This is a genomic window from Herbaspirillum sp. Her2 (genome assembly GCF_057961375.1).
On sequence record NZ_CM176331.1, the window covers coordinates 2,413,970 to 2,433,189 of the forward strand.

The 19,220-nt window shown below is 60.9% G+C and carries 18 protein-coding genes and 2 tRNA genes; 6 read left to right on the top strand and 14 right to left on the bottom strand.

The window, feature by feature from the left end:
- Positions 1 to 35 precede the first annotated feature (35 nt).
- On the top strand, positions 36 to 626 hold the full coding sequence (locus ACWHXP_RS10975) for a DNA-deoxyinosine glycosylase (protein ID WP_489633857.1): 591 nt from the start codon (positions 36 to 38) through the stop codon (positions 624 to 626).
- A gap of 20 nt (positions 627 to 646) precedes the next feature.
- Here the strand turns inward: ACWHXP_RS10975 and ACWHXP_RS10980 are convergent, their stop codons facing one another.
- Complete coding sequence (locus ACWHXP_RS10980) at positions 647 to 787, bottom strand: hypothetical protein (protein WP_199900321.1); 141 nt, start codon at positions 785 to 787, stop codon at positions 647 to 649.
- A 114-nt stretch (positions 788 to 901) separates the two neighbouring features.
- The gene (locus ACWHXP_RS10985) at positions 902 to 1,717 is read right to left on the bottom strand and encodes a MetQ/NlpA family ABC transporter substrate-binding protein (protein WP_209568382.1); all 816 of its coding nucleotides are present in this window, start codon (positions 1,715 to 1,717) and stop codon (positions 902 to 904) included.
- Positions 1,718 to 1,895: 178 nt separating this feature from the next.
- Between ACWHXP_RS10985 and ACWHXP_RS10990 the strand changes: the two genes are divergently transcribed.
- The 3 genes from ACWHXP_RS10990 to ACWHXP_RS11000 all read left to right on the top strand — a co-directional run bounded on the left by ACWHXP_RS10990 (position 1,896) and on the right by ACWHXP_RS11000 (position 3,098).
- Positions 1,896 to 2,720 (top strand): class I SAM-dependent methyltransferase, encoded by an 825-nt coding sequence (locus ACWHXP_RS10990; protein WP_100245612.1) that lies wholly within the window; start codon positions 1,896 to 1,898, stop codon positions 2,718 to 2,720.
- Positions 2,721 to 2,874: 154 nt separating this feature from the next.
- Positions 2,875 to 2,950 (top strand) — tRNA-Lys (locus ACWHXP_RS10995).
- 72 nt (positions 2,951 to 3,022) lie between these two features.
- Positions 3,023 to 3,098, top strand: a tRNA-Lys gene (locus ACWHXP_RS11000).
- A gap of 194 nt (positions 3,099 to 3,292) precedes the next feature.
- Here ACWHXP_RS11000 and ACWHXP_RS11005 read toward each other — a convergent pair.
- Positions 3,293 to 3,751 carry a helix-turn-helix domain-containing protein gene (locus ACWHXP_RS11005; protein WP_240733881.1) on the bottom strand — a complete coding sequence of 153 codons (459 nt, stop codon included), beginning with the start codon at positions 3,749 to 3,751 and terminating at the stop codon, positions 3,293 to 3,295.
- An 80-nt stretch (positions 3,752 to 3,831) separates the two neighbouring features.
- Between ACWHXP_RS11005 and ACWHXP_RS11010 the strand changes: the two genes are divergently transcribed.
- Complete coding sequence (locus tag ACWHXP_RS11010; protein ID WP_034330238.1) at positions 3,832 to 4,026, top strand: hypothetical protein; 195 nt, start codon at positions 3,832 to 3,834, stop codon at positions 4,024 to 4,026.
- Positions 4,027 to 4,083: 57 nt separating this feature from the next.
- Here ACWHXP_RS11010 and ACWHXP_RS11015 read toward each other — a convergent pair whose 3' ends face one another.
- The 6 genes from ACWHXP_RS11015 to ACWHXP_RS11040 all read right to left on the bottom strand — a co-directional run bounded on the left by ACWHXP_RS11015 (position 4,084) and on the right by ACWHXP_RS11040 (position 10,633).
- A complete protein-coding gene (locus ACWHXP_RS11015) occupies positions 4,084 to 4,890 on the bottom strand; it encodes an alpha/beta fold hydrolase (RefSeq protein ID WP_489633856.1) in 807 nt (268 codons plus the stop codon).
- A 239-nt stretch (positions 4,891 to 5,129) separates the two neighbouring features.
- A complete protein-coding gene (locus ACWHXP_RS11020; RefSeq protein WP_034330243.1) occupies positions 5,130 to 5,858 on the bottom strand; it encodes an ABC transporter ATP-binding protein in 729 nt (242 codons plus the stop codon).
- Positions 5,859 to 5,860: 2 nt separating this feature from the next.
- Complete coding sequence (locus tag ACWHXP_RS11025; protein WP_489633855.1) at positions 5,861 to 7,828, bottom strand: branched-chain amino acid ABC transporter ATP-binding protein/permease; 1,968 nt, start codon at positions 7,826 to 7,828, stop codon at positions 5,861 to 5,863.
- 4 nt (positions 7,829 to 7,832) lie between these two features.
- The gene (locus ACWHXP_RS11030) at positions 7,833 to 8,723 is read right to left on the bottom strand and encodes a branched-chain amino acid ABC transporter permease (RefSeq protein ID WP_039786681.1); all 891 of its coding nucleotides are present in this window, start codon (positions 8,721 to 8,723) and stop codon (positions 7,833 to 7,835) included.
- Between the two features lie 176 nt (positions 8,724 to 8,899).
- Positions 8,900 to 10,051 (bottom strand): ABC transporter substrate-binding protein, encoded by a 1,152-nt coding sequence (locus ACWHXP_RS11035; RefSeq protein WP_034337699.1) that lies wholly within the window; start codon positions 10,049 to 10,051, stop codon positions 8,900 to 8,902.
- 156 nt (positions 10,052 to 10,207) lie between these two features.
- A complete protein-coding gene (locus ACWHXP_RS11040) occupies positions 10,208 to 10,633 on the bottom strand; it encodes an acyl-CoA thioesterase (RefSeq protein ID WP_088754193.1) in 426 nt (141 codons plus the stop codon).
- Between the two features lie 441 nt (positions 10,634 to 11,074).
- On the opposite strand from ACWHXP_RS11040, the gene ACWHXP_RS11045 reads away from it, so the two are divergent.
- Positions 11,075 to 12,751, top strand: coding sequence for an electron transfer flavoprotein-ubiquinone oxidoreductase (locus tag ACWHXP_RS11045; RefSeq protein WP_489633854.1), 1,677 nt, complete (start codon positions 11,075 to 11,077; stop codon positions 12,749 to 12,751).
- A 79-nt stretch (positions 12,752 to 12,830) separates the two neighbouring features.
- Here ACWHXP_RS11045 and ACWHXP_RS11050 read toward each other — a convergent pair whose 3' ends face one another.
- The 5 genes from ACWHXP_RS11050 to nuoL all read right to left on the bottom strand — a co-directional run bounded on the left by ACWHXP_RS11050 (position 12,831) and on the right by nuoL (position 19,111).
- Positions 12,831 to 13,406 (bottom strand): NUDIX domain-containing protein, encoded by a 576-nt coding sequence (locus ACWHXP_RS11050; RefSeq protein ID WP_489633853.1) that lies wholly within the window; start codon positions 13,404 to 13,406, stop codon positions 12,831 to 12,833.
- Between the two features lie 110 nt (positions 13,407 to 13,516).
- Positions 13,517 to 13,831, bottom strand: a complete 315-nt coding sequence (locus ACWHXP_RS11055) for a DUF2818 family protein (protein ID WP_259434758.1) — start codon at positions 13,829 to 13,831, stop codon at positions 13,517 to 13,519.
- Positions 13,832 to 13,843: 12 nt separating this feature from the next.
- Positions 13,844 to 15,352: an NADH-quinone oxidoreductase subunit NuoN gene (nuoN, locus tag ACWHXP_RS11060; protein ID WP_121039205.1), complete on the bottom strand. Its 1,509-nt coding sequence runs from the start codon at positions 15,350 to 15,352 to the stop codon at positions 13,844 to 13,846.
- Between the two features lie 155 nt (positions 15,353 to 15,507).
- Complete coding sequence (locus tag ACWHXP_RS11065) at positions 15,508 to 16,998, bottom strand: NADH-quinone oxidoreductase subunit M (RefSeq protein ID WP_039786695.1); 1,491 nt, start codon at positions 16,996 to 16,998, stop codon at positions 15,508 to 15,510.
- Between the two features lie 22 nt (positions 16,999 to 17,020).
- Positions 17,021 to 19,111, bottom strand: coding sequence for an NADH-quinone oxidoreductase subunit L (gene nuoL / locus ACWHXP_RS11070; RefSeq protein ID WP_489633852.1), 2,091 nt, complete (start codon positions 19,109 to 19,111; stop codon positions 17,021 to 17,023).
- Positions 19,112 to 19,220: the final 109 nt, after the last annotated feature.

Sequence of the window (19,220 nt, forward strand, 5' to 3'; positions counted from 1 at the left end):
AGCTTGCTGAAATTCTTTTCATCCCGGCCATTTACATGCCTGCTCGCCGCTCCTCTGCCGCCTCCCCTTCGTCTGCCCATGATGCCGCCCGCGCTGCCGATACGGGCACTACTGATCCCTTGCTGGCCAGCTTTGCGCCGGTAGTGGCGCAGGATACGCGCATCCTGATCCTGGGCAGCCTGCCGGGAACGGCTTCGCTGGCGACCCGGCAGTATTACGGCCATCCGCGCAATGCCTTCTGGCGACTGGTGGGCGAAGTGATCGGGGTTGACCTTTACGCGATGGACTATGCCGCCAGGCTTGCCACCTTGCTGCAGCATCGCATCGGCCTGTGGGACGTGATCGCCCAGGCCAGGCGCATCGGCAGTCTCGACAGCGAAATCCGGGATCACAGCGGCAATGATTTGCTGACGCTGATCGCCAAGCTGCCGGCATTGGAGACCATCGCTTTCAATGGCGGTACCGCCGGCAAGATCGGGATCAAGGCACTGGGCGCCAAGGCGGAAAACTATCGGGTGGTGGTGTTGCCGTCGAGCAGTCCGGCGCATGCGGCGTTGGCGTATGAGGACAAGCTGGCCCGCTGGAAGAGCTTGGCAACGCGCGATCACTCATTCAACAAGGGCTGATGGACAATGCCGGGCCGATTTCACTTCCGGAAGAACAGATAGTCATAAAATTCCCCCGACAACCCGCCATTGAAGATCAAATACTGCAACGCCTTCGCGAAAAACACGATGGCGCAGAAGACGATGGCCAGCTTCAGGCAGAGGATGAGGTTCTTGAACATGGCGCAAGTGTAATGGAGCACCGGCCGCCAGCGCACCACCCCGACGGGAAACGCACAAAAAAAACCGCCCGGCCAGACGGCGGGCGGTGCACAGAACTACGCTTGGGGCGGAATTCAGAACGCCGGCACCAGCGATCCCTTGAACTCGGTCTCGATGAACTTGCGCACTTCTTCCGACTGGTAGGCCTGCACCAGCTTCCTGGCCCAGGGCTTGTCCTTGTCCTCGACGCGGGTGGCGATGATGTTGGCGTAACGGCCGCGCGGATCTTCCACGGCGATGGTGTCCTTCTGCAGGGACAGACCGGCCTTGTAGGCGTAGTCATTGTTGATCGAGGCGGCCGCCAGGTCGTCCAGCGAGCGTGGCAGTTGCGCCGCATCCAGTTCGATCAGCTTGAGCTTGCGCGGGTTGTCGATGATGTCCAGCGGAGTGGCATTGACGCCGTTTTCGCCCACGCCCGGCTTGAGCTTGATGAGGCCGGCTTTCTGCAGCAGCAGGAGCGCACGGTTGCCGTTGGAGGGATCATTCTGGATGCCGACCTGCGCACCGTTGGGCAGCTGGTCCACCGACTTGAACTTGCGTGAGTAAATGCCCAGCGGCGCAGTGATGGTCAGGCCGACCGGCACAATCTTGTAGCCACGCGCAGCAATCTGGCTTTCCAGGTAGGGACGGTGCTGGAAGGCGTTGGCATCGAGGTCGCCGGAGGCCAGTGCCGCATTGGGCTGGAGGTAGTCGCTGAAGACCACGGTCTGGATCTCCAGGCCGTCGCGTGCGGCGACTTTCTTGACGACGTCGAAGATGGCTTCGGCACTGCCGACCGAGATACCGACCTTGATCTTGTTCTTGTCCTGTGCGCTGGCGCCGTGCGGCGCCAGGACCAGGGTCAGCGCAGCAGCGGCGGCGATGCGCTTGATGATTGCAGCCAATGGCATGGTAACTCCGGAAATGATGAGGCCCGCATCCTCACATACGCGCGCGCCCGGCAGAAGGAATGATTTCGCATGTCGATATGCGCAAAGCGTGCAGCGGCCGATGGCAGGCTCCCAAGGCAAGGTATCATTCGGCATCCGCAGGCCGCCTCCCCGGCTGCCGCGCCGTTTCATTCATATCATGCTCATCCGAAGAAAATCCATCGAAGCCCAGGCCAATACCAAGGCCGGCCCCAATCGTCGCCGTCACCAGCTGGAAGCCGACGCCAGCAAACCGCGCAAACCGAAATATGCCCCGGTCACGCTCTCCGAGCTGGAAGGCGTACGCTATCTGCACTTCGGCACCGAATGGGTACAGGGCGCGATGCGCATTCGCAAGCCCGACTGGATCGAGCTGGAATACGCCCAGCAGATGATGGCGTGGATGCTCTTCAACCGTACGCCGCGCCATATCGTGCAACTTGGGCTCGGAACCGGCGCGCTGACCAAGTTCAGCTACCGGCAATTCCCGCAGGCGCAGGTGACGGCGGTGGAGCTGAATCCGGCTGTCATCGCCATCTGCCACAGCATGTTCAAGCTGCCCGAGCCGGACGAACGGCTGATGCTCATCGAAAGCGATGCCATGGATTTCATCGTCCATGCTGCCACGCACGGCATCATCGATGCCTTGCAGGTTGATCTCTACGACGCCACTGCACGCGGGCCGGTGCTGGACACTCCCGAGTTTTACCAGGCCTGCTATGACAGTCTGGCACCGGGCGGCGTGATGACGGTCAATCTCTTTGGCGATCATCCGAGCTATGCCAAGAACCTGCGGGCGATGGAATACGCCTTCGATACCGTGGTGTCGCTGCCGGAAGTCCATGACGGCAACGTGGTGGCACTGGCCTTCAAGGGCGCAGTGACGTTCGATTTCCCCGAGTTGTATGCGCGTGCGGCACTCATCGAGAGCCAGACCAGGCTGCCGGCCAAGTCCTGGGTCAATGGAATCAAATCGGGCTTGTAACGCAAATTGTGCGCAAAAGGAGGCCGGGCGTGGCGCGGACGCCGAAGAGATAAAATATTTTCATCTTTTCTCAAAAAAAGCTTGCACCACCCCGACCTCCCTCCTATAATGCGCTCTCTCTTGCAGCACTGAGGCAACAACGAAGTGCAGCAACGGGGCGTTAGCTCAGCTGGTAGAGCAGCGGACTCTTAATCCGTAGGTCCACAGTTCGAATCTGTGACGCCCCACCAAAATTTCAAAAGGCCTCTCTACCCGAGGCCTTTTTCACTTCCCGGTTGGCCTGATCGTTTCAGGAACACCACGGGGCGTTAGCTCAGCTGGTAGAGCAGCGGACTCTTAATCCGTAGGTCCACAGTTCGAATCTGTGACGCCCCACCACTAACGAAAAGCACCACGAGTGATCGTGGTGCTTTTTTCGTTTCTGCGCCTCTTTGCGTGCTTCTGCGAACTTCCTGTCTCACCCCCTCAAGACCCCCTCAAGAATCGCACCTCTTCGCGATCACATTCAGTCTCTTGGTCTTTTGCTCTTGCGCTACCGCCCCCCTTAGCGGCCTTTTTTTACCATCGGCCATTCACTCCCTCATCTGGGCAGAAACGGTAGCGCCAGACTCTTCACCACTCCCGCTCTGCGCCGATCCCGGTGCGCCCTTGCGCTGCCGCCCCGGACGGATGCGCTTGGCCTCGGAAGCTGCTGGCAGATCGCGCTTCTTCTTCCCCGTCTTGGCCATCTGCGACAAGCCCGACAAGAGCTGAACCAGGGAACTGCGCAGCACCGGATCCACGGCGCGATAGCAGGCAATCAGCTCGCTCTCCTGCTGGGTCGGCGTACTGCCGCGCACACCGGTCAGCACATAGGTAATATCGATCCCGATCTCCCCCAGGCCGTGCAGGTAATAAGCGTCCGGCGCGGTCTCGCCGATCTCGTACTTGATTTGGGTACGTGCCGTGATATCGAGCTGGTCCGCTACCGATTTCTGGGTATGACCGCAGCGGCCACGCTCTTGCGCAAGGCGATCGCCAAGTACTGTCAAAAATTCACTCTTATTCGATGACATATGAAAAGGACCTCTCCTAGAATGTTGCTTTCAGCTCAACAGCGAGGAGACATCTTATGGCACCCAAGCAACAAAACGAACGCAAGCCCGCAAAAGGAACGACGCGTCTGGTGAATTTTCGATTAAATGAGGCGGAATTCGAGGAAGCTGACCTGTTGGCACAACAAACCTACCGCTCGCGCGCTCTTTTCATTCGGACGATGTATTTGCTGGGACTGCAGACGTATCGCCGCCAGCATCCTGTCGACTGAGATCGCGCAAACGCATTCGCCCGACCAGGATGACGATCAACGGGGCGGCCGAACGGGTCAGATGAGGCCGCGGCGCAGCAGGAACTCCCTGGCTTCCCGCATCACCTGATCCGCTTGCTCGCGGTGCGGGACATGGCCACATTGCGCCAGCATCCGCGACTCGCCCTGCCCCGGGAACGCTGCGGGCAAGCTGACAATCATGCGCGGATGCGTGAGACTGCCAAACTCATCCAGATCGCCATGCAGCGCCAGCACCGGACAGACCAGCCGCTCCAGCATGGGGGCCAGCGACCAGTGCGCAAAGGACGGCGAGAGCCAGGTGTCGATCCACGCCGAGAGCACCCAGCGCGCCTGTTGCAGGTCGTTGCCGTGGTACTTCGCCAGGCGCGCGAGTTGTGCCGGATCGGCAAAGCGGGTTCGCGCCTCCTGAATGCCCTGCAAGGTCCGGTCCTCCACGAAGGCTTGTGCCGATTCGGTGATGACGGCCAGCACTCGCTGCGGCCACTGTGCCGCCGCCGACACGGCCATGCCACCGCCGACGCTGTGGCCAAACAGGATCACCTTGTCCACTGCGAAATGCTGCAGGACCGCGGACAGCGACGTGGGCGCTTCAGCAGAGATGAAATCCAGCGCCAGTCCATCCGTCCTCGCCGAGGACTGTCCGAAGCCGGCCCGATCATAGGCAATGACGGGAAGTCCGGTCTGCGCCGCCAGCCGGGCAGGAAAGTCGCGCCACAAGGCGACCGACCCCAGCGAGTCGTGCAACAGCACAATCGGCGTGCGTGCCTCGGGCGAACCGCCCCACACGCTGGCATACAGGGTTCCGCCCTCGGTCTCGATATACGCGTCCTGCCGTTCGGACATGCTCGCTCCTCTGCTTGGGTACTGACGCATTGCGTGGGGCCGCCGCCCCCCCCCTACCTGCACACGGCACCCAAAGGGGCAAACGGCAAATAAAAAGGCGCACCGGGGGGTGCGCCTGAATCAGCCTTCAAGGGGGTATGGCTCCCCCGCAATATACCGGACACGCTATCAGCTTGCGCGACGTGCGAGCCCCAGTATCACGCCAGGCGCATGGCTGATGCTGCTTTGCTTGCAGTCCATCAATGATGCGCGCCGCCGCCCAGATAGGCGGCCTTGACCGCCGGGTCGTTCTGCAGCTTGTCGGCGGGTCCGTGTACGGAGATCTTGCCATTCTCCAACACATAGCCGTAGTCCGCAACATTGAGCGCGGCAGCGGCGAACTGCTCCACCAGCAGCATGGTCACGCCCTGCTCCTTGAGCCGCACGATGATGCGGAAGACCTCATCCACCAGGATCGGCGCCAGCCCCATCGATGGCTCGTCCAGCAGGATCACTTCGGGGTTCAACATCACCGCGCGCGCCATGGCCAGCATCTGCTGCTCGCCGCCCGACAGGGTACCGGCCAGCTGCGTCTGCCGCTCCTTCAGGCGCGGGAACAGCTCCAGGGCGCGTTCCAGGTCGTGCGCGATATCGCCCTTGGGGCGGGCCCGCGTAAAGCGCGGGAAAGCGCCCAGCAGCAGGTTGTCGGTCACGCTCATGGTGGCGAAGACGCGCCGGCCTTCCGGCGAATGCGCCAGGCCATAGCGCGCGATGCGGTGCGAGTCCAGGCCGGTGATGTTCTTGCCGCCGAGCGTGACTTCCCCGCCCTTCGGTTTGATCATGCCGGAAATGGCGCGCATGGTGGTGGTCTTGCCGGCACCGTTGGAACCGATCAGGGTCACCACCTTGCCCTTGGGGACGTCCATCGAAATGCCATGCAGCACCTCGACCTTGCCGTAAGCGGCGTGCAGATTGGAAATGGTCAGCATGTTCAGGCTCCCGCGGGGCTGGGTGGGTTGTCGTGGGCATCGCCTGCGCCACTGCCGAGGTAGGCTTCGATGACCTTGGGGTCAGCCTGGACCTGGGCCGGCTTGCCTTCGGCGATCTTCTGGCCGAAGTCGAGCACAGTGACGGTATCGCAGATCGACATGACCACATCCATGTGGTGTTCGATCAGGATGATGGTGATGCCGGCTTCGCGGATCTTGCGGATGATGGCGACGAGCTCCTTGATGTCCGGTGCCGTCAGGCCGGCGGCCGGTTCATCGAGCAGCAGCAGGCTGGGGTTCAGGCCCAGCGCACGGCCGATTTCCAGCAGGCGCTGCTTGCCGTAGGGCAGGTTGCGCGCCTCCTCGTTGGCCAGATTGGCCAGGCCCACGAACTCCAGGATGGCGGCTGCACGTTCACGGGCGGCTTGCTCTTCGCGCACGTAGCGCGGCGTATTGACCATCACGTCAACCACGTTGCTGTTGAAGGTGTGATGCAGGCCGACCAGCACGTTTTCAGTGGCCGTCATTTCACCGAACAGCTGCACGTTCTGGAAAGTGCGCGCCACGCCGCCCAGGGCGATGGTCGAAGGCGTATTGCCGGAGATCGGGCGACCGTCGTATTCCACCACGCCATCGGTAGGACGATAGATGCCGGTCAACACGTTCATCATGGTGCTCTTGCCCGAGCCGTTCGGGCCGATAAGGCCGTGCACGCTGCCTTTGCGCACATCCAGGTCAACCCGGTTCAAGGCCTTCAGGCCACCGAACTGCATCAGGATCTGGTTGACCTTCAGCAGCGTTGCGCCCTCGTCCTTGACGGAGTCGGTGGTGATGACGGCGCGCTCCTTGTCACCGGCGATCTGTTGGGCCACGGGCACGTGCTTGCTTAGCATGCGGCCGAACAGGCTGCGGCAGAAGCCGACGATGCCGTCCTGCAGGTAATACACGACGAACAGCGTCATCAAACCGAAGATGGTCAGGCGCCAGTCGGTGATGTTTTCCAGCTTGTACGAGAAGGCGGCCATGGCGATGGTCGCCACCACCGGCACGGCGATGCCGCGGGCGGTCTTGCTCCCCTTGGCCAGTTGCACGCCGGCGCCGATCACCACGATCACGGCCAAGACGGTGGCGATCTGGCGGAACAGCGCGATGTCCGACAGCAGGCTGGGCAGCATCACCACGATCAATGCGCCGATCAGCGAACCGATGCGCGACTTGCGGCCACCCATGATCACCGCCAGCAGGAACAGGATGGTCAGTTCGAAGTTGTAGGTATTGGGCGAGATGTACTCTTCCGAATACGCATACAAAGCGCCCGACAGACCGGCCAGCGCCGCGCTGATGATGAAGGCATAGACCTTGTAGCGATACACCGACACGCCCATGCAGTCCGAGGCGATCGGACTGTCGCGCAGCGCCTGGAAGGCGCGGCCCAGGTTGGACTTGAGGATGCGATGCACCACCAGCATCGAGATCACCATCAGGATTGCCACCAGGTAGAAGAACTGCACTTCGTTCATCTTCTCGCCACCCAGCATCGGCTTGGCGACCTTGATCCCGAGCGGGCCTTCGGTGAGGAAGGTCATCTCGTTGATCAGGATCTGGATGATGGTCCCGAAGGCCAGCGTCACCATGGCCAGGTAAGGACCGGTCACGCGCAGCGCCGGCAGCGCCAGGATGGCACCGAAGACGGCAGTCACGGCAATGGCCGCCGGAATCGTCACGAAGATCGGCAGGCCCAGCTTGAAGAACAACACGCCGGCCGCGTAGGAGCCGATGCCGAACAGGCCCGCATGGCCCAGCGAGACCTGGCCGGTGTAGCCGACCACGATATCGAGCCCGAACAGCAGGATGGCGTAGATGAGGATGGTTTCGATCAGGTGCAGGTAATACGGGTTGTGCACCACCATGGGAATGCCGCCCAGCGCGACGATGCCCAGCAAGGACAGCAACAGGATTTTCTTGTTCATGGTGTCAGACCTTCTTGATCGCAGTTTTGCCGAAGAGGCCCGCAGGTTTCACCGCCAGCACCAGCAGCAGCAGCACCAGTCCCGGTACTTCCTTGTAGCCGGTCGAGATATAGAAACCGGTCACGGTTTCAGCCACGCCGAGGATCAGGCCGCCGACGATGGCGCCCATGCCCGAGGTCAGGCCACCAATGATGGCCACCGCGAAGGCTTTCAGCCCCAGTGCCGCGCCCATGGTGGCGCCGGTCAGCGTCAGCGGTGCCACCAGCACGCCAGCGAAGGCGGCGGTGGCCGAAGACAGGGCATATGAAAAAGTGATCACCATGCTGGTATTGATGCCCATCAAGCCCGCCGCATCGCGGTCGTTGGAGGTGGCCACCACGGCCTTGCCATAGATCGACTTGCGATTGAACAATTCGACCGCCGCCATGATGAGCAAGGCACCGATCACCACCAGCACCTGCATCGGCTGCACGTTGGCACCGAAGACCTGGAAGGGCGTGCCGGAGATGGGCGACGGGAACGGCAGGTCGTCCTTGCCCCAGATGTTCTCGGCGACGTTCTTGAAGATGATGGCCAGCGCGATGGTGGACATGATCCAGCCGAATTCGGACTTGATCTTGATGGCCGGACGCACGCCGATCCATTCCACGAACATGCCCTGCAGGGCACCGAAGACCAGCACGATGGGGATCATCAGCCAGTAGTTGAGATAAGGCCCGCCGTGGATGTTGCCCACCACGGAGAGCCCGACCAGCGCGCCCAGCATCAGGGCTTCGCCCTGGCCGAAATTGAGCGTGCCGGACGTGGCAAAGGTCAGTTGGTAACCGAAGGCGATCACGGCATAGATCATGCCGAGCGCGATCCCGGAGAAGACCAGTTGTAAGAGGATGTCCATTGTATTTCCCAAGAAGCGGCTACCGCCGGGTGGCGGCGTAGAGCTGCAACGATCCCGCGGCGACCGCCCCCGGTGCCGTTAGAAATTCGTCAACAGATCGTGTGAAAAAGGCCAGCCCCCGGATCGCAAGGACTGGCCTCTTCGACTGCGTTACGTGAAGTGAAGCGAGTCGGTTCTTATTTGCCGAGGATGACGCGGCCGTTCTTGACCTCGCCCATCACGACCATGCCAGGCTTGATGGCTTCGTGATCGTCATGGGTGAACGGCTTGTCATAGGTGGTGACCACGCCTTCGACCTTGGTGTTCAGGTTTTCCAGCGCAGCGCGAACCTTGTCGCCATCAGTGGTGCCAGCCTGCTTGATGGCAGCGGCCAGCAGCAGGATGGAGTCATAGCCCTGGGCAGCCGAGACGGCCGAAGGCATGCGGTCAACCTTGTAGGCCTTCTGGTAAGCCTCGATGAAGGCCTTGCGCTTGGGCGTGTTGCCGTCCTGAATGAAGGTTTGCGGCATGCGGGCACCATTGCCGTTCTTGCCGGAGTTGTCGATGAAGTTGCCCATCGACAGCGGCCAGCTGCCGATGATGGGCACTTGCCAGTTCAGCTTTTCCATGCCGTTGGCGATCTGCGCCAGTTCCGGGCCGATACCGTAGGTCAGCACGGCTTGTGCGCCGCCCTGCTTGGACTTGAGCAGCTGGGCTGTCATGTCCACGTCCTTGATGTTGTACTTTTCGACGGCCACCGGGGTGACTTTCTTGTCGGCCAGCACTTTTTCCAGGTCTTCACGGCCGAGCTGGCCGTAGTTGGTGGAGTCGGCCAGAATGGCGACCTTGGTGAACTTCTGCTTGTCGACCGCTTCATCGGCGATCATCTTGGCCTGGATCTTGTCGGCGGCCGAGGTGCGGAAGATGTAGTTGTCCTTTTCCTTCTCGAACTGCTTGGTGATCACGGTGCCGGTCGCCACGTTGTTGATCACCGGGATCTTGGCTTCCTGGTAGAAGCGCTGCGAGGCCAGGGCCACGCCGGTGTTGATGAAGCCGACGGTGGCGACCACCTTTTCCTTGTTGATCAGTTCCTGGGCGATCTGCACGCCGCGTTCGTTCTTGGCTTCATCGTCGCGCTCGACCAGCTGGATCTGCCGGCCCAGCACGCCGCCAGCGGCATTGATCTCGGCCACGGCCAGCTTGACGCCATCACGCATGGACACGCCCATCGGGGCAGAGCCACCGGTGTAAGGGCCGGAAACGCCGATCTTGATCGGATCCGCAGCCTGCGAAGTGAGCGCCAGGCTCATCAGGGCAGCTGCAACAAAGGCTTGGGTCTTGTAGCTCATGTCATCCTCCAGAATGTAATTGTTGGCTAGCACGCGAGCGGGCGTAGCGCTTTTGGAACCCGCTCCGTGTGAACGAATTCTCCGCTCCCCTTCGCTCTGTGGCGAATCCTAGCGGGAGTGTCGGGCCGATTCTGTCCCAGTTTCCTTGCGCCAAACTTACAGGCTTGTCAGGAGCTGTCGCAGCTTCTCAGGCAGTGCAGTGGATTTCTCTTTCTTGAAATCGACCCAGACGATTTTTGCGGCACCGTCAGCATAAATGATCTGTTCATCGGCAGCGTCGCGGATGACATACGTAGTTTCCACACTCGTGCGCCCCAGGTGCCCCGCGCCCATCTGCACCAGGATGCTGGCGGGATACTTCATCTGCCGACGGAAATTGCAGTGCGCATTGACGATCACCGGGCCCTCCTCGCCTGCGATGGTGGGCCCGAACACCTCTTCCAGCCACTCGATGCGGCACTGCTCCATGAAGCGGAAATAGAGCGTGTTGTTGACGTGGCCGAAGGCGTCCATGTCGCCCCAGCGGATGCGCTGCTGCGAGACGTATAGGGGCTTGCTTGCGGCGGCTTCGTGACTGCTCATCGTGGGTCCTTTCCCGGTTTGATTCATCAATAACTGAAATTTTTTTCATGCGCGGCAGGGGGCCGCTGTCGCATTTGCGACGCAATGGCGACCCGCATGCTGCAGCATTTCCAGCGTCATTACCGATTCATGTTGCTCGCCCGCACAAGTTCATGACCTGCAGAGGTCATGAGCGCCGGTAATGACATCCGCCGAATACGGCATGAGACCTGCCCTGAAAATCCCATAAAATACGGCACCTGCGGAAACCAACCAGCGCGGCGCGATAGACCGATTGACGCCGGCACCGGCTTCAGTTTGTGTGCATTGTTTCAGACATGAACGAAGGATGCTGAATAAAAAGGCTGCGAAATCGCCATTCCCTCTAGCGTTCCTTCGAAAAATACTTAACAATAGCACGATCGTTCGAAAAACAGGCAGTTCACATAACACGGGACACCCATGACTTCTTCTCAAGACTTGCTCGCACAATACGGCCCTCGCGAATCGATGGAATATGACGTCGTCGTCATCGGCGGCGGGCCCGCTGGTTTGTCGGCAGCGATTCGCCTCAAGCAGCTGGCTGCGCAACAGAACCGGGAAGTCTCGGTCTGCGTGCTGGAAAAAGGCAGCGAGGTCGGTGCCCACATCCTCTCCGGCGCGGTGATGGACCCGCGTGCATTGACCGAACTGATCCCCGACTGGAAGGAACAAGGCGCGCCCCTGAATACACCGGTGACCGAAGACCGTTTCCTGTTCCTCTCCGAGAGCAAGGCCTACAAGACCCCCAACTGGCTGCTGCCGACCTGCTTCCAGAACCATGGCAACTACGTGATCTCGCTGTCCAACGTCACCCGCTGGCTGGGCCAGCAGGCCGAGGCGCTGGGCGTGGAGATCTTCCCGGGCTTCCCGGCGGCCGAAGTGCTGTATCACGAGGATGGCTCGGTCAAGGGCGTGGCGACCGGCAACCTGGGCATCAACAAGGAAGGCGAACCCACCGGAGACTTCCAGCTGGGCATGGAGCTGCACGCGAAATACACCTTCTTCGCCGAAGGGGCGCGCGGCCACCTGGGCAAGCAGCTGATCGCCAAGTACAAGCTCGATGCCGGCCGCGACCCGCAGACCTATGCCATCGGTATCAAGGAACTGTGGGAAGTGAAGCCCGAAGTACACCAGCCCGGCCTGGTGGTTCACACCGCCGGCTGGCCGCTGGCCAATGACACCTATGGCGGCTCCTTCCTGTATCACCTGGAAAACAACCAGGTCGCCGTCGGCTACGTCGTAGGACTGGCCTACCAGAATCCATATCTTTCGCCCTTCGAGGAATTCCAGCGCTACAAGACCCATCCGGAGATCCGCAAGTTCTTCGAAGGTGGCAAACGCATCTCTTACGGCGCACGTGCCATCACGGCCGGTGGCGTGCAATCGCTGCCCAAGCTGGTCTTCCCCGGTGGCGCCCTGCTGGGTTGCGATGCGGGCTTCCTCAATGCCTCGCGCATCAAGGGCAGCCATGCCGCCATCAAGAGCGGCATGCTGGCCGCAGATGCCGCCTTCGCGGCGCTGGGCGAGAACCGCCAGTCCGATGAGCTGGCGGCTTACCCGGCAGCCTTCGAGGCTTCCTGGCTGAAGGAAGAACTGCACAAGGCACGCAATTTCAAGCCGTCGATGAGCAAGGGATTGATCACCGGTACCCTGCTGGTCGGCATCGACCAGGTGCTCTTCGGCGGCAAGGCGCCGTGGACGCTGCGCCATACCCACGCCGACCACGAATGCCTGCGCCCGGCTTCGGACTTCGCGCCGATCGTCTATCCCAAGCCGGATGGCAAGCTGACCTTTGACCGCCTGTCTTCGGTCTTCATCTCCAATACCAACCACGGTGAAGACCAGCCCGCGCACCTGACGCTGAAGGACAAGAATGTTCCGGTGCAGGTGAATCTGGCCAAGTACGCCGGCCCGGAATCGCGCTACTGCCCGGCCGGGGTGTATGAATTCGTCAAGAACGAGGACAATTCCGATCGCCTGCAGATCAACGCGCAGAACTGCGTGCACTGCAAGACCTGCGACATCAAGGACCCGACACAGAATATCGTGTGGGTCACCCCGGAAGGCGGCGGCGGGCCGAACTACTCGGGCATGTAAGCGCCCTTCCCTGTCTCGCAAAAACGAAAGCCGCATCCTTGTCAGGGATGCGGCTTTTTTCGTTGGGTCAGCACAGTTCTCAGATGCCGGCCGGGCGTTCGGGCGGGGTCCAGCTGCCATTGATTATCTTCTCCAGCCAGAACACCCCGATCACGGTCTTCACATCCGTGATCTGGCCATTGCGTACCTGTTCCAGCAGCTCGGCCAGCGGGGCCTTGTAGATGTCGAGGAATTCACCTTCATCCAACTCCCGCTCGCCCTCTTTCAAGCCACGCGCCAGATACAGCACCAGATGTTCATCCGAATAGGCGATGGCATTGTGAATGGTGCACACGTATTGCCATTCGGTGGCGGTATAACCGGTCTCTTCCTTCAGTTCGCGCTTGGCGCACTCCAGCGTATCCTCGCCCGGATCGATCTTCCCGGCCGGGAATTCGATGAAGACCCGGTGCAGTGGATAGCGGAACTGGCGCTCCATCAACACGCTCCCGTCCTCGAACAGTGGCAGCACTGCGACTGCACCGGGGTGCTTGATGTATTCGCGGCTGGTTTCCTTGCCGTCCGGGAGCACGATGGTGTCCTTTTGGACCTTGAGGAAATGGCCGTCGTAAACCTGGCGAGTGTCTTTCTGCGTCTCTTTGAGATGGGCGTCCATGATATGTGCGAGGGGATGAGGTTGGAGAAGAAAAACGACTGGCCGCGCCCGACCGGCACGCACCAAGAAAAAAGGCGCCAGTCAGTGACCGACGCCTCTTGCAGGCTGCTTCAGGCGTGCTGCTTGCGCAGGTATCGCATCACATAGCCAGGATAGGCCAGCACCAGGAACAGACAAGCGGTGATGGCATAGAATTCCCAGCCCTGCGAAAAGACGTTGCCGATGCCGCTTTCCAGCAGATGGGCAGCGACGCCGACCAGGAAATACAGCACCACCAGTTCCAGCAGCCGCAGCCAGATCGGTTTGACCCAGGCGGCGTCCTTGTTCAGCGGAATCAGGCCGAACAATTGCTGGTTGAAGAAAGGCAAATTGGCCGCCACGGCGGCCAACAGGATGACGATCCAGCTGAACAGGGAAACGTTCATTTCCCTGTTTCCTTACGCCACGACCTTGCTGAGGAAGGTCGCCAGGGTGCTGACGATGGCGTTGGTGCAGGCATCCATCAGGTGACCCGGCCACAGGCCGATGGCCAGGGCGGCGATACCGTTCAAGCTCAGCACGACACGCATTTCAGGCGTGGCGACGATCTTGCTGGTGTCGGTGGGCTCGTCGAAATACATCACCTTGACCACGCGGATGTAGTAGAAGGCACCGATCAGCGAGAAGACCACGGCCAGCACCGGCAGCCAGATCTGGCCAGTGGCCATGGCGGCCTGCAGCACCGACAGCTTGGCGTAGAAGCCCACCAGCGGCGGGATACCGGCCAGCGAGAACATCATGATCATCATCACGGCGGCGAACCACGGGCTGCGCTGGTTCAGGCCCTTGAAGTCGTCCAAGGTGTCAGCTTCGAAGCCCGAACGCGACAGCAGGATGATGACGCCGAAGGAACCCAGGGTAGTGATCACATAGGTCACCGCGTAGAACAGCGAAGAGCTGTAGGCGTTGACGGCCGAGAACAGGTTGCCGTCCACCACGCCCGACAGCATGCCCAAGAGCATGAAGCCCATGTGCGAGATGGTCGAGTAGGCCAGCATGCGCTTGATGTTGGTCTGTGCGATAGCGGTGACGTTGCCCAGGATGATGGACAGCACGGCCAGCACCATCAGCATCTGCTGCCAGTCCACGGCCAGCGGCAGCATGCCTTCGACCAGCAGACGGAAGGTGATGGCGAAGGTCGCCAGCTTCGGTGCGGCACCCAGCAGCAAGGTCACCGGGGTGGGCGAACCTTGGTAGACGTCAGGCACCCACATGTGGAAGGGCACGGCACCCAGCTTGAAGGCCAGGCCAGCCACCACGAACACGATGCCGAACACCAGCGGGGTGCGGTCAACGGTACCGGAGACGATGGCGCGGAAGACTTCGTTCAGTTCCAGGGCACCGCCGGTCGCGCCATAGAGCATCGACATGCCGTACAGCAGGAAACCGGAGGCCAGTGCACCCAGGATGAAGTACTTCATGCCGGCTTCGGTCGAAGCGGCGTGGTCACGGCGCAGGGCCACCAGGGCGTACAGCGACAGCGACATCAGTTCCAGGCCCAGGTAGATGGACAGGAAGCTGTTGCCGGAGATCATGACCATCTGGCCCAGCAGCGCGAACAGCGCCAGGGCGTAATATTCGCCGCCCAGCGGACCACCGGTGATGCCGCGAGCAGTGTTGTACTGGCGCGAGTAGATGAGCGTGACGCCCACCCCCAGGTAGGTGAACAGCTTCAACAGGTTGGCCAGCGGATCGGACACGAACATGTTGTTGAACGTGTAGACCGTAGCGCCCGTGTTGAGGTCGGCAAAGGTCAGTACCGCACACACCACCAGCGCTGCCAGGGACAGCAGATAGGTAATGACGCGCTTGCTTTCCGGCAGGAACATATCAATCAGCAGGATCGCGGAAGTCGCGATCAGCAGAAATATTTCCGGATAGACAGGGATCAGATTCATGTTATTCATTTAGTTACTACCGCTTGTGTACGCCCGCTTGTGTCGCGACCTTGATCGCGCCGCCCGACCGGCAATGCCACACCGGCTCGTCTCGTTACTCGTTGTTGCCCAGCTTGGTTGTCGGCGGGACGCGAGCGCCCCGCCCTTCACTTCTTCTGCGCAGATCAGTTGATCTTGGAGACCGCCACGTGCTTCAGCAGGTCGGTCACCGAGGTCTGGATGCTGTCGGTGATGATGCCGGGATAAATACCCATGACCAGGGTAGCGATCGCCAGCAGGCCCAGGATGAAGAACTCGCGGCCATTCACATCCACCAGTTCAGCCACGTGATGGTTGGTCACGGCACCGAAGATCACGCGCTTGGCCAGCCACAGCGAGTACGCCGCGCCCAGGATCAGGGCGGTGGCGGCCAGGAGGCCAATCCAGAAATTGAACTTCACTGCACCCAGGATCACCATGAATTCGCCGACGAAACCGGAAGTGGCCGGCAGGCCGCAGTTGGCCAGCGAGAACAGGATGAAGAAGAAGGCGAAGCGCGGCATCTTGTTGACCACACCGCCGTACTGCGAAATCTCACGGGTGTGCATCTGGTCATACAGCACGCCGATACACATGAACATCGCGCCGGAGACGAAACCGTGCGAGATCATCTGCACGATACCGCCCTGCACTGCCATGTCGTTGAACATGAAGAAGCCCAGGGTGACGAAGCCCATGTGGGCGATCGACGAGTAGGCGACCAGTTTCTTCATATCCTGCTGGACCAGGGCCACCAGACCGATGTAGATCACGGCCACCAGTGACAGGAAGATCATGAAACCCGACAGCGCATGGCTGGCGTCCGGCAGGATTGGCAGCGAGAAGCGCAGGAAACCGTAGGCACCCAGCTTCAGCATGATGGCAGCCAACACGATGGAGCCACCGGTCGGTGCCTGCACGTGGGCGTCAGGCAGCCAGGTGTGCACCGGCCACATCGGCACCTTCACCGCGAAAGCGGCCAGGAAGGCGAAGAACAGGATCTTCTGTTCCATCATCGACAGCGGCACCTGATGCCAGGTCGGGATCTCGAAGCTGCCGCCCGACACGTAGTACAGGTAGATCAGGGCGATGAGCATCAGCAGCGAACCCAGCAGCGTGTACAGGAACAGCTTGAAGGCTGCATACACGCGGTTGTCGCCGCCCCAGACGCCCACGATGATGAACATCGGGATCAGGGTCGCTTCGAAGAAGGCGTAGAACAGCATCGCATCCAGCGAGGAGAACACGCCGATCATGATGCCGGAGAGGATCAGGAAGGCACCCATGTACTGGGCCACGCGCTTCTGGATCACCACCCAGCCGGCCAGCACCACGATGACCGTGATGAAGGCGGTCAGCGGCACGAACCACAGCGAGATGCCGTCCAGCCCGAGGAAGTAGCTGATGCTGAAGCGGTCGATCCAGGGCGTCTTTTCGACGAACTGGTAACCGTGCGCCAGCGGATCGAAGTGCTGGATCAGCGGGAAAGTAACGACCAGGCCGACCAGCGACCCGAACAGCGCCAGCCAGCGGGTCAGGCCCGGATTGCTGTCGCGGCCCAGTGCCAGGACGAGGATGCCGAAGACGATCGGTACCCAGATCGCGAGGCTCAAGATGGGAAATGTTGACTGCATCATGGTTGTTATTTACTCGGACAGCTTATTTGGCGAACGGGAACGGCATGAACCACACCAGGAAACCCAGCACCCCGATGATCATCACGAACGCATAGTGATAGATGTAACCGGACTGCCAGAGACGCGTGAATTTCGAGAACCAGCCGACGACCTTGGCGCTGCCGTTGACGAACAGGCCGTCGATGATGCCACGGTCGCCCACGGTGGACAGTCCGCTGCCCAGCAGGCGGGCACCGCCGGCGAAGACGACTTCGTTGAACTTGTCCATGTAGTACTTGTTGTCCAGGATGGTGTAGATGATGCTGAACTTTTCCTTGAACCAGGCCGGCACGCGCGGGTTGATCATGTAGCAGTAGTACGCCACGACCACACCGGCGATAGCTAGCCACAGCGGCGCGCTGGTGAAGGCGTGCAGCACCATGGCCACCGGGCCGTGGTATTCGTGGGCCAGTTCTTCCATGACCTTGTGATTTTCACCGAAGAAGATCACGCCCTTGAAGAAGTCGCCATACAGCATCGGCGAGATCGCGAAGAAACCGACGATGACCGAGGGAATGGCCAGCAGGATCAGCGGCAGGGTCACCACCAGCGGCGACTCGTGCGGCTTCTGACCCGGGGCCAGGCCGTGATGATGCTCATCGTGGCCGTGATCGTCGTGGGCATCGTGCGCATGGTCGTCATGCACGCCGTGGGCCGCAGCCGGAGCGTGGTGATCGTCATGGCCGTGCGCCTGGCCGAAACGCTCCTTGCCATGGAAGACTATGAAATACATGCGGAAGGAGTAGAAGGCCGTCACGAAGACGCTGGCCAGCACGGCGAAATACGCGAAGCCCGAACCGGCCAGGTGCGACTCGGCCGCGGCTTCGATGATCGAATCCTTGGAGTAAAAGCCCGAGAAGAACGGGGTTCCGATCAGCGCGAGCGAACCCAGCAGCGAAGTGATCCAGGTGATGGGCATGTACTTGCGCAGGCCGCCCATGTTGCGCATGTCCTGGTCGTGGTGCATTCCGATGATGACCGAACCGGCACCCAGGAACAGCAGTGCCTTGAAGAAGGCGTGGGTCATCAGGTGGAACACGGCCACCGAGTAGGCCGACGCACCCAGTGCCACGGTCATGTAACCCAGCTGCGACAGCGTGGAGTAAGCGACCACGCGCTTGATGTCGTTCTGCATGGTGCCCAGGAAGCCCATGAACAGCGCCGTGATGGCACCGATCACCAGGATGAAGGACAGCGCCGTGTCGGACAGTTCGAACAGCGGCGACATGCGGGTCACCATGAAGATACCGGCCGTCACCATGGTGGCGGCGTGGATCAGCGCGGAAATCGGGGTCGGGCCTTCCATCGAGTCCGGCAGCCAGACGTGCAGCGGGAACTGGGCCGACTTGCCCATGGCACCCACGAACAGGCAGATACATGCCACGGTCAGCAGCATCCAGTCGGTACCCGGCAGGGTCAGCTGGGCCAGCTCGGCGCGCTTGTCGAAGACTTCGGTGTAGTTCATCGAACCGGCGTAGGCCAGCAGCAGGCCGATACCCAGGATGAAGCCGAAGTCACCCACGCGGTTGACCAGGAAGGCCTTCATGTTGGCCTTGATGGCGGTCGGGCGGGTGTACCAGAAACCGATCAGCAGGTAGGACACCAGGCCCACCGCTTCCCAGCCGAAGAACAGCTGCAGGAAGTTGTTGCTCATGACCAGCATGAGCATGGAGAAGGTGAACAGCGAGATGTAGGAGAAGAAGCGGTTGTAGCCTTCATCTTCGGCCATGTAGCCGATGGTGTAGATGTGCACCATCAGGGACACGAAGGTCACCACGCACATCATCATCGCGGTCAGGCTGTCGACCATGAAGCCGATCTCCAGCTTGAGGCCGGCCACCGTCATCCAGTTGTACAGCGTACCGTTGTAGGTCGCGCCGTCCAGCACTGCGAGCAGGGTCTGGATGGAGATGATGGCGGCAATCAGCACGCCCAGGATGGTCGCGGTATGCGACACCTTGCGGCCAACCACGTTGCCGAAGAATTTGGTACCCAGCAGACCGGCGATGGCCGAGCCTGCCAGCGGCGCCAGGGGTACAGCAAGAAGAAGATGTGGGTTAAGTTGCCCAGCCATGATGAACCTTATCGCTTATTGGCTGCCCCGCCCGCAGCGCTGCTGCAAGGGGGCCTCCCATCTTTAAATGAAATTCAAACCAGAACGCAAAAACAGGACGCTGCGGATG